We start from the raw sequence: 14,467 nt of genomic DNA, 5'->3' as shown, positions 1-14,467 counted from the left end.
AACAGCGACAATAATGACGTCTTTTTTGAATTGTTTGCCTTTAAAATGATTCATTACTCTGTCCTCTCTGTCTTTTTTCTCAATTTTACACTAAAATAGATTTCTTGGAAAACTTTGCAACAGAACCAAAATTTGCATGCGTCGGTCTTCGATCAAAGAATAATTGTTTTTCATTTGCTCACCCTCTACCTTTATTCTAGTGATACCTTAACAAATATGAAGACCAATTGTTAGATTAAAAAATGATTAAAAGGTGTGCACACCCTTTCCCTTGATAGTAATATCGGTCGTTTGTTCCGCAAAATCGCTTCAAGCAAGCCAAACTTTTCTCATCTTCCTCGTTTTCTCTTATAATAAATGTAAACAGTCAAATGAGGAGGAAACAAAATGAAATGGCGTGGGGGTAGACAAAGTTCCAATGTGGAAGACCGCTCTGGTCGTTCCGCAGGTTCAGGAGGAAAAATAATGGCCGGCGGTGGTATCGGTACGATTGTTATCGCAGTCCTCTTTTTTCTATTCAGTGGAGGTGATTTAAACTCCGTCACAGATATTTTGGGAGGCGGACAAGCCGCTAATTATCAAACAGAAAATGTGGCTTCAGACGAGTATACAGAGGAAAAAGAATTCTCCGCTGTCGTCTTCGGCCATTTGGAAGATTATTGGAATGGTGTTTTTGAAGCAGAACAGACTACGTATCAAGATCCTAAACTGGTTTTATTTACAGGAAGTGTTCAATCGGCTTGTGGGAATGCAACTTCTCAAGTTGGTCCCTTTTATTGCCCTGCCGATCAAAATGTTTATCTGGATCTCAGCTTTGCAACAGAACTTTCTCAAAAGTATGGGGCCAGCGGAGATTTTGCTATGGCCTATGTCATTGCTCATGAAGTTGGTCATCACGTACAAAACGAACTTGGTATTACACAGCAACTCGATAAGATCCGCCAACAGGTTTCTGAAAAAGAATACAATCAATATAGTGTTCGTTTGGAACTACAAGCGGATTATTTAGCCGGTACATTTGCCAAGTATCTACAAGGAAAAACTTATAACGGCCAACCGATTTTAGAAGCTGGTGATATCGAAGAGGCTATCACAGCTGCTAATGCCATCGGTGATGATACGTTACAAAAGGAATACCAAGGATATGTCGTACCAGATAGTTTTACTCATGGGACTTCAAAACAACGAGTTGAATGGTTCAACCGGGGGTTCAAATATGGTGATTTGGAGCATGGAGACACCTTCAATGAAAAAAACCTTGATTTGGTCTACGGATCATAACAAAAACGTTCCTTTTTAGTCACTCTTTTTTCACATTTGGGCGGTATAGTTTATTCATACCAACAAACCCTAACTTTTTCATTTTACTCCTTGCCTGCCAGTCCCCGCTGGCAGGCCCTTTTTTTTCATGGTGCTATTTTAGTTTTTTTTAACCTTTGGCCTGTTTTTTTCTTTAAAACGCTAAGGGTTAATCACAATTTTTTCATATTTTCCGGTTACTATATAAATAACCCAACAAACAACCCAACTTTTTCATTTTTTACTCCTTGTCTGTCAGTCCCCGCTGACAGACTTATTTTTTTTCTTGCCAAAATTCTCAAAATGCGCTAAGGTTATTTATGCGCGGAAGTGGCGGAATGGCAGACGCGCACGCTTCAGGCGCGTGTGAGTATATCTCGTGTGGGTTCAACTCCCATCTTCCGCATTTTGAGCAGATCATCTTGGATGATCTGCTCTTTTTTATGTGTTTCTTTTGTCTAAATAAAGAAAAAAGCTTAAGCTAGAAGTATATCAATAGGAAAAAGATAGGAGGAAATCCAATGAAAGAAGTACCAACAGCGAAAATCAAATTAACTGAGGTCAAAGAACTCTTTGATGCTGGTTATGAAATCTTAGGAGAATTACGGTCTGAGGTGAATGCCCCAGTCGTTAGAGTAAAATTTCTGAATTAAGAAGTGATTGCCATTTATGGAAAAGAAGCAGCAAAAATTTTTTATGATCCACGAAACTTTAAACGTGAAGGAGCAATGCCTAAACTCGTCCGTTCAACCTTGTTAGGTGAAGAGGGGGTTCAAATTTTAGACGGGGAACAACATCACCATCGGAAAAACTACTTTATGGACTTGATGACACCTGAGAGAATGACCGATTACCATGATTTGTTGGAACGAAACCTTTCTCATGAACTGGATAAACAATCCGGTACCTTTGAGCTTTTTTCACTCACAAAAAATGTTCTATTCAAAACGATTTGTGAATGGTCAGGAATCAATCTAGCACCACTGTCTCAATTAGAGATCAGTGAGTTAGCTGATTTTATCAAGTTGCTATGTTCAGCGGGACTGTCACCTCCCCTGTCGCCCATTTAAGAGGCGTCGAATATCGTAAAAAATCTGAGAAATGGGCTCAAGGATTGATTGAAGAAGCTCATCAACATCCTGTTGCTGGCAAAGAATCATTAGCACTTTATACTTTCGCTACTGCCACTGATCTTGAAGGTAATTTACTGCCGATCGAAGTTGCAGCCGTCGATCTGTTAAATATCATCCGCCCTACGGTTGCTTTAACCGTTTGGATCGCTTTGATGGGACATGCCCTTTTTAGTACAACGACCATCTACCAAGCACTTAAACAAAACTTTTCGGAGTTACAGGATTCATTTATTCAAGAATTACGCCGCTTTTATCCTTTCTTTCCAATGATGCCCGCCATTAGCTTGCAAGATGTTGTCGTCGATGGTTATCTGATCCCTAAGGACAGCTGGGTCGTCCAAGATATTTATGGTACGAATCATGATCCGAGAACCTTTGATCAGCCAGATGACTTCAAAGTGGATCGCTTTGTCGGACGTACACAAGCCATTTCCTATGAGGAAGAATATGAAATGATCGCACAAGGAGGCGGTGATTTCCGCAAAATGCACCGCTGTGCTGGTGAATGGATCACCTTGCATACGTTGCGCGTGTTCAGTGATTTACTGGTCAACCACTATCAGTTTGAAGTTCCTGAACAAGATTGGAAGATTCCAATGAATCACTTTCCAACCTATCCAGAAAGTAAAGTTCTCTTATTTAAAGAAGCTGCAATGACCACAGAAAATGAGTAACTACTGATCGTTGTTATTAAGTGCAGCTCACAAAAACGCAGCCCAAGCAAGCTTAGGGCTGCGTTTTTTGCTTACTTCTCTACAGATGCCGTACGGAAATAAAAATAGGCACCGTATGCGGGAAATTGGATATCTTTGATCGTTGACCTGATCAAATAATTTGATGCACTCTGATATAGAGGAACTTGAGCTGCATCTTCTGCTAACAGAATTGATTCTGCTGATTTGTAATCTTCAAATACTTTATCTGGATCATTGGCATCCACGGTACGTGCGTTTTCTGTCAATGCCGTATAGTCCTCGTTGACATATCCACCGTAATTGTAAGAAGAACCTTTTTTATATAAATTGAAATAAGAGTCCAAGTCACTGCTGCCAGCAATCCAACCAGAAATCGACAACTCATATTGACCATCTGCTCGTGATTGATTCAAATTCGTTCGTGGTTGTTTATTGATTGTAATCGTCAAACCAGGCAAATGATCTTGAAGCTGATTTTGCAGATATTCACCGATTTTTTGTCCGTGATCATCATCTGTTACCAATAAAGTCAGTTCAATTTTGTCACCGATAGCTGATTGTGCTTGACTCCATTCTGCTTGTGCTTTGTTACTATCGTATTCATTGTAGTCCCCGCTATAAGTGCGAAAATCTTCATTGGTATTCGGATTGGCATAAAGCCCACTGGGAATAAGGCCATTCAATACGCTTGCTCCATCGTTCAACACATCATTCACGAGACTCTCTTTGTCAATCGCCAAAGCGATGGCTTTACGAAGGTGGACATTTGACAATGGTTTATTTGCCTGTTTATTAAAATCTAAAAAATAGTTGGCAATATCCTTTTGAGTGACTAAGGAGTCATTATTTTGGTACTGTTGCACATAGAGTCCGCTGATTTTTTGCAGATCCAACTCTCCGCTTTCAAACAACTGGATTCCAGTATTCTCCTCTTTGATCGTGGAACCTTTGATTTTATCCAACTTAACTACCGCTTGATCGTAATACTCAGGATTTTTGGCAAGCGTCCATTCTGCACCGGTCTGTTGCCAGTCTTTCAGAATGAAAGGTCCCGTATAGAGCAAGTCTTCACTTGTTTTCCCATATGCCGTCCCTTTTTCTTCAACATAAGACTGTCTTTGAGGCGCTAACCAGCCAATCGACACCACCGATAAAAAAGAAGGTTGCGGCTGTTCCAAATGGACGACAAAGGTCTTTTCATCCGGTGTTTCTAAGCCAATCGTCGCAATGTCTGCTTTCCCTTCGCGAATATCTTGACTGTTGACGACATTGTCTAAAAGATACGCATTAGGCCCCATGGTTTTAGGATCGACCAGTTTCTTCCAAGCATAAGCAAAATCTGCTGCTTGCACTTGCTGCCCATCACTCCATTTGGCTTCTTCCTTTAGTTTAAAGGTATATGTCTTGCCATCTTCACTGATGACTGCTTCCTCCGCCAAACCGGGAACTGGCTGACTCTTTTCATCAAAACGATACGACCCTTCAAAAAGATGCTGGATAACGGTAAACGTAACTTTATCCGTTGTTTGCGTCGTATCTAATGTTGTCAACTCTGCCGGTAAGCTGACTGAAATCTCTTGAACTTCTGGATCTGTCTCCTTTGCGGACGATCCAGTCGTGCTACATCCTGCTAACAAAAAACTTAAAATTCCTACAACAACCAAACCCTTTTTCATTTACTCTCCTCTTTCCTTTTCACTTGCGAGTTGCAAGCTTGATCAAATAAAAAAATCCTCGTCCCTTTGCTGATCATCATTGATCAACAAAGGGACGAAGACTTCGTGTTACCACCCTTTTTCGTGTCATTTTTACAAATAACACCTCATCAGTACGTATGCATACTCGGCAGGATAACGGCTGCGTTCCGTCTAACCAGCGTAAACCAGTTAAAAGACTCTGAGCTCATCTTCACTTAGCGTTCTGTCCCCTTTCTCACCAACCCGGGTTCTCTTTAAACAGTCATCAAAGCTACTCTTCTCATCGATGTCCTATATTCTACTGAATTGATAAAAGTACACTATTCCTCGTTTTTCAAGTCAAACAGTTTTTAGAATTTTCAATCTTTTCAATAATGGCTTCGAGACTTTTTGGAGGGCAAATACTTGCCAGCTTAGTGTTTTTTTTTCTAAGATAAAGAAAAGAAACCTTGCTCGAAAGGATGAAATCAATGAAACTTGCTGAAGCATTATTACTACGAAGAGATCTTGAATCCAAACTCACTCTGTTACGAGAAGAGATTGCCAGTAGTGCCGTGATCCAAGAAGGCGATACGTTAGACCGCAGCATCGACGACTTACTGCTGGATTATGAAACAACAAACCAAGAATTTGCCCAGTTGGTCATTGCAATCAATCAGCGAAATGCGGTCGCCAAAATCGGTGAACAAGAAACGATTGCTGCTGCATTAGAGAAACGGGAAGCTTTAAGGCGTTCGCATGCGATGCTAACGGCAACATTGGAAGCAGCCAAGGTTGCTCCACGGATGGGACGTAATGAGATTCGTATGATCCGAACGATCGATACCAAGCAAATCACCGACCGTTTGAATCAAACCGCAAAAGCCTTACGTGAATTAGACGGGCAGATTCAACAAACAAATTGGCTTGTTGATTTATAAAACAGCTGGGTGGGAGTCAAAAGCGAGCACAAAGCAGGTACAGGCTTATATGTACACCAATGGGGTCTGGCAGGGACCAGTTTAATGACTGCTGTTCAGTTACAAGCGTACAACTTATATTTTTCAATTAACGACCACGTGCTGGTTTGACAAGGTGGGTGCCTCTGTTTATCTTTTGTTACTCAAAAGGTAAACAGAGGTTTTTTTTCAACAAGACCTCTTTCAAAAGCAAAAGACCCCCTGATCCGTTTTTAACATAGGAAACCAGATCAAGGAATCTTTGATCGTTTAGCTATATAGGTTGAATTAAATACTTTACATCCGCACGCACAGTCGGTCAATCACCTCAAGGGGACGCTCGTTTACATCGGCTAAGAAACCGCGGACCGACTGTTTGATTTTCTGGACGTGGTCAAAAAAAACATTGTTGATGACCGATTCCTTGAGCCACTTCCAAACGCCTTCCATTAGGTTCAACTGAGGGCTGTAGGGAGGGAGGAAGATGAGTGCCAGGCGCCTAGCGTTTTCTTCAAAAAATTCTAACATTCCTTCTTTTACTAACAATTTGCGAGTCGAAGCGATCGTACGATGAGTCAAGATATAATGTTTAGATCCTTGTTGTTTCAATTGCGTCAATGTGTCATACACATGATCAAATGTGACAGGTTGGCGTGTATCAAGCGTTTCGTATTGATGGAAATCATCTGAGAATTCTCGAAAGTCCAAATGATATTTTTCAGTCAATGCTTTTGAAGATTTTTCTTTCAATAATCGATAAACAGCTTTTGGATCAGCAACTACTTGCCGATCTTCTAAAGCTTTCATCATGCTGTCAAGCATGATCGGATACGTATCGAACAACGTCCCGTCAAAATCCCATATATATGAATCAAACATTATTTTCTCACTATCTTCCTAATTTTTAAATGAATGGATTGGTGCCGGGATCCGCCCGCCTCGTTGGATAAAGTCCGTCGATTTCGCCGAATTCGTCCGCATGACTGGAGCAGTCCCCAGCAAACCGCCGAATTCGACAGAATCGCCGACTTTTTTATCTTTAGCGGGGATGATCCGCACCGCCGTTGTTTTATGATTGATGACACCGATCGCAGCTTCATCAGCGATCATCGCCGCAATCGTCTCCGCTGGTGTATCTCCTGGGATCGCGATCATGTCCAGACCCACTGAACAAATGGCGGTCATCGCTTCTAATTTCTCCAGATTCAGATAGCCTTCTTCTACGGCTTTGATCATACCTGCATCTTCAGAAACCGGAATGAATGCGCCTGATAAGCCTCCCACATGGTTGCAGGCCATCACGCCGCCTTTTTTCACAGCATCGTTCAATAAAGCCAGTGCGGCCGTTGTACCGTGTGTGCCGACAGATTCCAAGCCCATTTCTTCCAAGATCAACGCGACACTATCACCAACTGCCGGAGTAGGAGCTAATGACAGATCCACAATACCAAAGGGTACGTGCAATCGCTCAGAAGCGATTTGACCGACTAATTGTCCCATCCGCGTGATTTTAAATGCCGTCTTCTTAACTGTTTCAGCAACCACATCGAAAGATTCGCCTTTGACCTTTTCCAGAGCGCGTTTTACTACGCCCGGTCCGCTGACACCGACATTGATCTCGCAATCTGCTTCACCGACCCCGTGGAATGCTCCCGCCATGAAAGGATTGTCTTCCACCGCATTCGCAAAGACTACCAACTTCGCACAGCCCATATCTGAAGCTTCGGCGGTTTGTTTGATGGTTTCACCCATCAATTTGACAGCGTCCATATTGATCCCTGCCCGTGTCGAACCAATATTGACAGAAGAACAGACAAATTCTGTTTCTGCCAAGGCTTCCGGAATCGATTGGATCAAGGACAGGTCCGCTCCTTGATAGCCTTTTTCAACTAATGCGCTATACCCGCCGATAAAATTGATCCCCACCACTTTTGCGGCTTTGTCCAAAACTCGCGCAAAAGCAACACAGTCTTGCCCGCCGCTTGCGGAAGCAACGATTGCGATCGGCGTTACCGAGATCCGCTTGTTGATGATGGGGATCCCAAATTCACTGGCGATCTCGTCACCGACTTTTACAAGATTTTTCGCTTTGCTGGTGATTTTATTATAGATATTTTGACAAGTCTTTTCTGTGCTGGCATCGATACAGTCCAACAATGAAATACCCATTGTGATCGTCCGGATATCAAGATTTTCTTCTTCTACCATCCGGATCGTTTCAAGAATTTGTTTTGTTTCCATCATTTCCCTCCGAATTATAGTTTATGCATCGCATTGAAGATCTCTTCATTTTGAATGCTGATTTTGACGCCCAACGTGTTTTCAACTTGACTCAATGCTTGCTTGATCGCTTCTAAATCAGCCTCTGGTTGCATTTGCAACATCATCATCATGGTAAAATAATCTTCCATGATCGTTTGAGATACATCTAGAATATTGATATTCAATTCTGCCAACTTCTGGCTGACACCGGCAATGATCCCAACCTTGTCCTTCCCGACCACCGTTAAAATAGCTTTCATTATTCTTATTCCTCCAATTTTTTCAATAGTATACCATAATTTATGATAGTTTTATGAAAAATTCTGAAACAAAGGGCTATTTCCTTCAGCCAATATTCGTCTTTAGAGGATCGATTTATTGACGATCTGCAAGTTCTTATCAAAGCGGTAGTGGATCGGCTGCGCATTGGGAATATCAATGGTATCCATTTGGTCTTCCGGTACATCCTCCAAATATTTCACCAGTGCCCGCAGACTGTTGCCATGTCCGGTAATCAAAACATTCTTACCCGAACCCAACAGCGGCGCGATCTCGTCTTGCCATAATGGCGCGACCCGCTGGACCGTCATTTGCAGATTTTCTCCATGAGGAATGTCTTGATCTGCCAATTGTGCGTAACGGCGATCAAAATGGTTTTCTTCTACTAATGGAGGCATTTCATAATAATCTCGACGCCAGCGTTTGACTTGATCTGCCCCGAATTCTCGTGCCATTTCATCCTTATTTTTCCCTACTAAAGCGCCATAATGCCGCTCGTTCAGACGCCAGGTTTTAAATGTCGGTATCCGTAACTGATCGCTTTCTTCTAAGATAATCTGGCAAGTCAATGATGCCCGCTTCAATACTGACGTAAATGCAGCGTCAAACTCGATCTGCGCGTTTTTGATTTTTTCCCCTGCCTTACGAGCCTGTTCCTGTCCTTTTTCTGTCAGAGAAACATCCAGCCATCCCGTCCAATAATTTTCAAAATTTGCTTCACTTTCCCCGTGCCGCATCAGTACTACATCCATATGGTGTTAGGATGATTTAGTGGACACATTTTGGGAGAGGACTATAATAACCTCGAACGAAAGGAAGTTCGCTAAATGAAAAAGTACAGTCAAGAAAGAAAAGACATGATCCTTCAACTCGTCGCAACTGGTAAGCCGGTTGCCGAAATTTCCCGTGAATATGGCATTGCAGAACAAACGATTTACAAATGGAAGAAAAGCAACACGCCCGTTACTGGCAGTTCGCTGACTCCCGCTCAGATTAAACAGATGGAAAAAGAAATGACGCGTCTGCGACAGGAGAACGAAATCTTAAAAAAAGCAATGGCTATATTCACGAAGTAAACTTATACAGTAAAATCCTCTTCATTGAAAACGAGAGCAACGAGTATCCGACGCGCATGCTTTTGCGAGTAATGGAAGTAGCTCCAAGCACGTATTATAAGGAACTCAAACACACACCAAGTCAGCGTGAACTTGAAAATGAACGCATCGATAAAGCCATCTTATCGATTTACACAGACAGCAAGAAACGTTATGGTGCCTGGAAAATTCATCATCAGCTGATAGAGCAAGGCTTTGATTTGTCGATCAAACGGGTGCAAAAACGGATGCGTCTCCTTGGCATCCATTCGATCACCGTAAAAAAATATCATCCAACCAAGGCTTCTAAAGAGCGCGTTGAAGAACGGACAAATCTCTTAAACCAAGATTTCTCCACAACCAGCATCAATCAAAAATGGGCCGCTGATATCACATATATCTCGACTGCAAAAGACGGCTGGACCTACCTGGCTTCTGTGATCGATCTTTATTCGAAAAAGATCATCGGCTACACTTACGCCAAGCAGATGACCACTGAAATCGTGATGAATGCGCTAGAATCAGCAATCCAAAATCAACAACCGACAGACGGACTGATCATCCAAACCGATCTTGGTTCGCAGTATACTAGCTCCGATTTTGAGGAAGCAATGCGCACGAACAAGATAACGCACTCTTATAGTCGCAAAGGTACGCCTTACGACAATTCCTGTATCGAATCGTTTCACGCGGCATTAAAGAAAGAAGAAGTCTATCAAACGACCTATCATTCTTATGAAGAAGCCAAACTCGAACTGTTTCAATATATTGAAGGATGGTACAACCGCAAGCGAATTCATGGAGCAATTGGCTATCTGACACCACAACAGGCAGAAGACCAAGCTCGGCAGCACGCGCAATAGCTACTCACATTTTTTGAACGAATCCACGAGAATCTCTTTTCATGGTTTCAGAGAATGGTCAAACGGTTTTAGTTTGACGATTGTCTGAAATCATGAAACAACTCGAGAGTGGATTGGTTGCAAAAAAACTCTCAAAAAATGAGTCCACTTTATTGACACAGATCCAAACCCTTGGTTTCTTCCCAAGCGGATGGCATGCTAATCTCTCTTAAATTAGCTTGTTTACTCCAATTAGGATCGTTAAGAATAATTGATCGATTTCCTAAAGAATCAGTTGTATTTGGCTCCTCAACATCATTCAACGGCTCTAGTTCAACCACATAGTTTGGCTCTGCATAATTGACCATATCAGAAGCATTAAATGTTCTTACTGCCTCTTCCACACTAATTTCTTCGTTCAATTTCACTAATAATACTTGATCTCGCTTATTATAATCGCTTTCATTTGTCCTAAGAGTCAAATCTTTTTCCACCATAACTTTTACACCCAATAAATTTTGCGGTTTATTTTTCTCTGTTGAAATTCTTTGTGTAGCCTTTAAACTGACAATTAGCTCATTGGGTACATACTCTATTTGAGAGTCATCTAATTGGCTCATAATCCTTTCTTTTTGGTTAGTATCTGCAGTTACTTGTTTAGTATGAGCCATGAACCCAAACATACTCACCCCAACAACCAATCCTAAATATATTTTCTTTTTAAACTTTTTCATCTACATCTCCTCCTAATAGTTTTATTTTAGAGTTAGCTCTATTACTTATTTACTAACTCAACAACAGATTATCATACACTTGTTAATGAAATCACAATATCTCATTAAAACACACCCTAAAATCATAACCGTTCCTATGCTCATTTTTTGGATTTTTTAATCACGTAATCAGAAAAATAAATCCCCTCTATTTCACGCAAATCAAAGAAGAACTAAGTAACTACCGTTTAAAGGTAGTTACTTAGTTCTTCTTTGATTATTATCTAACTTTATTATTCATTCCCCACCCTTTGCGCAGTGAGTCTTCGGTATCTTGTTTTATCTGACTGGTAGTTCTTATTATTTCTCCACGATCATCTAATTCTGGAACAATTGGATATTTTTCTCTGAACAAGTCTAGTTCTTTCACCACGTCATTAAACAAATCTTGCTTATCTTCTTGCGTAAGATTCTGTTTAATATACTCATCTAAAGCTTTTCTAAGCAATTCATCTCTTGTCATATTAGTCTCATACTTTTCTACTAAAACTCTGGAAGTCGCATTTAACAAAGTCGACAGTTTTAAAGGATGCTTGGTGGAATAAACCTTATCAAACTTTCTGATTGGTGCGCCAACTTTTTTTGTTCTTCCTCTACTCTGTCTTTCAACATTGGAGGAAGTTTTTATTTCTTGAACTTGGTGCACTTCTAATTGCTTATTTTCAGATGGTGTAATTGCTTGCTGCTTTTTCTTTGCTTCTGCTTCTTTTTTTATTTTGGCGAGTCCTTTGTTGTTCCCAAAAATATCAAGTCCTTTGATGTCAGCCAATTACTCCACCTCCGCATACCAATTCTCGTGTTCTTCCAATTCTTTCAAAATACTGATAAATAATTCGTGGCTTTTGCGATCCCATTGTTTTAAGAGACCTTTCTTTGTCTTCTCCATCGTAATACCTGATCCGTCGTATCGTTTTAAGCGCGCATTTTTGAGTACAACATTTTTAATCAAATGTTCCCCATAAATCTCTTGGGCTTGTTTATACATTTCCTGATCTACTGCGTCACCGCTTTCCAACATGAAAGGAATAACACCAGCAACATATAAATTTGTATCAAATTCTTTCACAAAAAAGTCCATATACTCAAGATATTGCATCGCATTTCTCATCGATTTTACTTGGGTCTGTAAGACGACGATTGCCCAGTCCGCAATGTACATCGCGGATTTACTATATACAGAAATAGAAGGTGGGACATCTAAATAGATGACGTCAAACTCATCAAATAATGGTTCTAGCTTTTCTTTCATATATTTGAATTGGGATAATGAATCATTATATTGGTCTTTGATCCAATCATCATACATTTCAAAGGACATGTCTGCTGGAAGTATATAGAGGTTATTGATTACTTTATAGACAGCCTCTTTAGGTGGAAGATTGTTTATCAACACGTCAGTCACAGTATTTTCGTAAACAATCGGTTCACCTTCTCCGCCTCCTTCTTCGTTAGTGAAGTTCATATGCGTTAAGTTCATCACATCAGAAGTATTTCCTTGCATATCCAAGTCAATTATCAAGGTTCTTTTTCCTTCATTAACTGCTGATTCAAACCCTAACATTTGCGCGCACGTACTTTTACCTACGCCACCTTTAAAATTACCGATTACATATTTCTTCGCTACCACGTTCCTACCTCTTTTCTTTTAGCAATATTCATTTGATACTATTATAACATATTTATTTTTAGTTACTACCAAAAAAAAAATATATATGTACTACCTTATAATTAATAAGGAAAAGGTAGTACATAAATAAGGAAAAGCTGAAATATATTGATTTATAGCTTTCCTCAAAGTAATGACGTTATTTAATTTATCGAGAAGCAGAGAATACTCGCGACTTTAGTCATGTAGACGAATCAGATTTTCGATAAAAAAGAAGCCGTCCTTCTTAAGAACGACAACAAATCACTAGTTTAATTTTTTCAACTGTTCATAAAAGTTTTCATGCGTTCCACATAAGAATACTGGAATAACCTTGTTTTCTATAATCTCGTAAGCTACTCTATATGTTGTGCCCGCATATTTGAACCCACTAGACCAAATACCTGATAAATCCCCAGTTTTTTGTTCACCCTTATATGGATCAATCGCAATTTCATCATAAATTAAATTCAAAAATTTTTCTTTCAATGGCTTCTCTTTTAGCTTTTTTAAATACTTAATGACATGTTTTGAAGGAACGATTTCATAAGCCAATTTCTGTTGCCAACTCCTCTTTAGTCATTACTTTAGAATTAGTAAGTGTATCTTCAGCAATATCTCTAAAGGAAGAATGCATTTTGTTTTTTCTATTCTTAAATTCTACAAGAATCTCATCTTTATCGTAGCCTTCTGCAATTATATCAGACAAAATATCTTCGCTAAAATCATAAAATTCTTTTTGTGGTTCAACAAATTCATAAAGAATACCATTCTCTACCAACTTTGCTTCAACTTCGACTCCATTAGGAACATTAAAATCTTTAGGTACTGTCAACATGATTGAATTGCCTTGTTTTCTTGTTTTTGTAATCATTTAAATCCCTCATTTCTAACAGTATGTAATTACTTAGTAAATACATTATACCACGAGATAATGTATTTACAAGTAATTACTGTGACTCGTAATGCGTCCTTGCTGAATAAATTTCAACCACGTGTTCATCTTCATCTACCTTATAAACAACCCGGTGTTGTCTATTCAATCTTCTAGAATACCTACCTTCATGTGTAGGTTTTAACTTCTCAAATGATTGGGTAGGGAGATAGGGATCTTCCTTTAAAGTCTGAATAACCTTCTCAAATTGAGGTTTCAAATTAGACTGTTTGATTTTCTTTAAATCAGCTTTAGCCGAGTTTTTAATCATCACAGAATAGTTATTCATTATAAGTTATCCCAATCAATTTCATCAACATTAGTAAATCCACTATCATCTTTTTCTCGCTTACGAACAACACCCAAAGTGCCTATTTGCTCAAGTAATAGCGTTTCTTTGATTGCTTTCCAATCATCCAAACCAATAAGCACCGCATTATTTTCACTGCGCTCACTAATGATTTCAATTTCCGTATGATTCTCATTTACATCTTTCAACAACTTATAAAAATTTTTCCGTGCTGAGCTAGGATTTAAGACTGTTTTTGCCATATCTACTCCCCCTCTAATTTATATCTCCATTCTAACGTACTTAATTAAGTACGTAAATTCGATTGTTTTGTTTAAATTGGAGTACCAAAACAGCATTGTAAAGTGTTATCCGTTTCCTTTATACCCGTGGTGCTAGTTAATTTTTTCCTAGAGGAAAATGTCTAAACATGTTGGTAAATCAACAAAAAAACGCATAGAGTAGTCTCAAAACTCCCAAGAAATGAGGACTACATATGCGTTCATCAAAATATACTGAACATTATACAGATACTTTTATAACATTCAAGGAAATTATGAGAACTGTTTCTAACATATACCACAATT

The 14,467-nt window shown here is 39.7% G+C and carries 15 protein-coding genes, 1 tRNA gene and 2 pseudogenes; 6 read left to right on the top strand and 12 right to left on the bottom strand.

Annotated elements, in window-relative coordinates:
- The first annotated feature begins 387 nt into the window (after positions 1-387).
- The 3 genes and pseudogenes from ypfJ (at position 388) to OZZ83_RS14300 (ending at position 3,106) form a co-directional block, all read left to right on the top strand.
- Complete coding sequence (gene ypfJ / locus OZZ83_RS14310; protein WP_002316719.1) at positions 388-1,281, top strand: KPN_02809 family neutral zinc metallopeptidase; 894 nt, start codon at positions 388-390, stop codon at positions 1,279-1,281.
- A gap of 342 nt (positions 1,282-1,623) precedes the next feature.
- Positions 1,624-1,705 (top strand) — tRNA-Leu (locus OZZ83_RS14305).
- A 115-nt stretch (positions 1,706-1,820) separates the two neighbouring features.
- Positions 1,821-3,106, top strand: a pseudogene (locus tag OZZ83_RS14300) (cytochrome P450).
- A gap of 71 nt (positions 3,107-3,177) precedes the next feature.
- On the opposite strand, the gene OZZ83_RS14295 reads toward OZZ83_RS14300, so the two are convergent.
- Positions 3,178-4,803: a peptide ABC transporter substrate-binding protein gene (locus OZZ83_RS14295; RefSeq protein ID WP_002336223.1), complete on the bottom strand. Its 1,626-nt coding sequence runs from the start codon at positions 4,801-4,803 to the stop codon at positions 3,178-3,180.
- Between the two features lie 491 nt (positions 4,804-5,294).
- On the opposite strand from OZZ83_RS14295, the gene OZZ83_RS14290 reads away from it, so the two are divergent.
- Positions 5,295-5,744, top strand: a complete 450-nt coding sequence (locus OZZ83_RS14290; protein ID WP_002331389.1) for a DIP1984 family protein — start codon at positions 5,295-5,297, stop codon at positions 5,742-5,744.
- A 315-nt stretch (positions 5,745-6,059) separates the two neighbouring features.
- Here the strand turns inward: OZZ83_RS14290 and OZZ83_RS14285 are convergent, their stop codons facing one another.
- The 4 genes from OZZ83_RS14285 to OZZ83_RS14270 all read right to left on the bottom strand — a co-directional run bounded on the left by OZZ83_RS14285 (position 6,060) and on the right by OZZ83_RS14270 (position 9,055).
- Positions 6,060-6,641, bottom strand: coding sequence for a transposase (locus OZZ83_RS14285; RefSeq protein WP_002331293.1), 582 nt, complete (start codon positions 6,639-6,641; stop codon positions 6,060-6,062).
- An 18-nt stretch (positions 6,642-6,659) separates the two neighbouring features.
- Positions 6,660-8,003 carry a PFL family protein gene (locus OZZ83_RS14280; RefSeq protein ID WP_002332322.1) on the bottom strand — a complete coding sequence of 448 codons (1,344 nt, stop codon included), beginning with the start codon at positions 8,001-8,003 and terminating at the stop codon, positions 6,660-6,662.
- A gap of 14 nt (positions 8,004-8,017) precedes the next feature.
- Positions 8,018-8,284 (bottom strand): ACT domain-containing protein, encoded by a 267-nt coding sequence (locus tag OZZ83_RS14275; protein ID WP_002290085.1) that lies wholly within the window; start codon positions 8,282-8,284, stop codon positions 8,018-8,020.
- 102 nt (positions 8,285-8,386) lie between these two features.
- Entirely contained in the window at positions 8,387-9,055 is a 669-nt protein-coding gene (locus tag OZZ83_RS14270) for a 2,3-bisphosphoglycerate-dependent phosphoglycerate mutase (RefSeq protein ID WP_002316727.1), read from the bottom strand.
- A 75-nt stretch (positions 9,056-9,130) separates the two neighbouring features.
- Between OZZ83_RS14270 and OZZ83_RS14265 the strand changes: the two genes are divergently transcribed.
- Positions 9,131-10,260 (top strand): IS3 family transposase gene (locus OZZ83_RS14265; protein ID WP_119657924.1). Its coding sequence is split into 2 segments (ribosomal slippage): positions 9,131-9,359 and positions 9,359-10,260, totalling 1,131 coding nucleotides; the frame shifts between segments, so codons are not numbered across the junction.
- Between the two features lie 149 nt (positions 10,261-10,409).
- On the opposite strand, the gene OZZ83_RS14260 is transcribed toward OZZ83_RS14265, so the two are convergent.
- From OZZ83_RS14260 to OZZ83_RS14230, 7 genes are all read right to left on the bottom strand, one after another.
- Positions 10,410-10,973, bottom strand: a complete 564-nt coding sequence (locus OZZ83_RS14260) for a S8 family serine peptidase (RefSeq protein WP_002316729.1) — start codon at positions 10,971-10,973, stop codon at positions 10,410-10,412.
- A gap of 259 nt (positions 10,974-11,232) precedes the next feature.
- Positions 11,233-11,781 (bottom strand): hypothetical protein, encoded by a 549-nt coding sequence (locus tag OZZ83_RS14255; RefSeq protein WP_002292681.1) that lies wholly within the window; start codon positions 11,779-11,781, stop codon positions 11,233-11,235.
- Positions 11,782-12,639, bottom strand: a complete 858-nt coding sequence (locus OZZ83_RS14250; protein ID WP_002292680.1) for a ParA family protein — start codon at positions 12,637-12,639, stop codon at positions 11,782-11,784.
- A gap of 285 nt (positions 12,640-12,924) precedes the next feature.
- Complete coding sequence (locus OZZ83_RS14245) at positions 12,925-13,212, bottom strand: type II toxin-antitoxin system RelE/ParE family toxin (RefSeq protein WP_325066100.1); 288 nt, start codon at positions 13,210-13,212, stop codon at positions 12,925-12,927.
- On the bottom strand, positions 13,202-13,531 hold the full coding sequence (locus OZZ83_RS14240; RefSeq protein ID WP_002292678.1) for an AbrB/MazE/SpoVT family DNA-binding domain-containing protein: 330 nt from the start codon (positions 13,529-13,531) through the stop codon (positions 13,202-13,204). The genes OZZ83_RS14245 and OZZ83_RS14240 overlap by 11 nt, the downstream gene beginning before the upstream one ends.
- A 76-nt stretch (positions 13,532-13,607) precedes the next feature.
- Positions 13,608-13,880 (bottom strand): Txe/YoeB family addiction module toxin, encoded by a 273-nt coding sequence (locus OZZ83_RS14235; RefSeq protein ID WP_002314366.1) that lies wholly within the window; start codon positions 13,878-13,880, stop codon positions 13,608-13,610.
- Positions 13,880-14,143: a type II toxin-antitoxin system Phd/YefM family antitoxin gene (locus OZZ83_RS14230; protein WP_002297422.1), complete on the bottom strand. Its 264-nt coding sequence runs from the start codon at positions 14,141-14,143 to the stop codon at positions 13,880-13,882. Before OZZ83_RS14230 ends, OZZ83_RS14235 begins: the two co-directional genes overlap by 1 nt.
- Positions 14,144-14,376: 233 nt before the next feature.
- Between OZZ83_RS14230 and OZZ83_RS14225 the strand changes: the two are divergent.
- Positions 14,377-14,467, top strand: a pseudogene (locus tag OZZ83_RS14225) (IS982 family transposase); the annotation flags it as partial.

Origin of the sequence: Enterococcus sp. E5-162 (assembly GCF_035725965.1) — a bacterium.
GTDB lineage: Bacteria > Bacillota > Bacilli > Lactobacillales > Enterococcaceae > Enterococcus_B > Enterococcus_B lactis.
The sequence above is the reverse complement of the archived record's forward strand: the minus strand, read 5'-3'. Positions and strand labels throughout refer to the sequence as shown.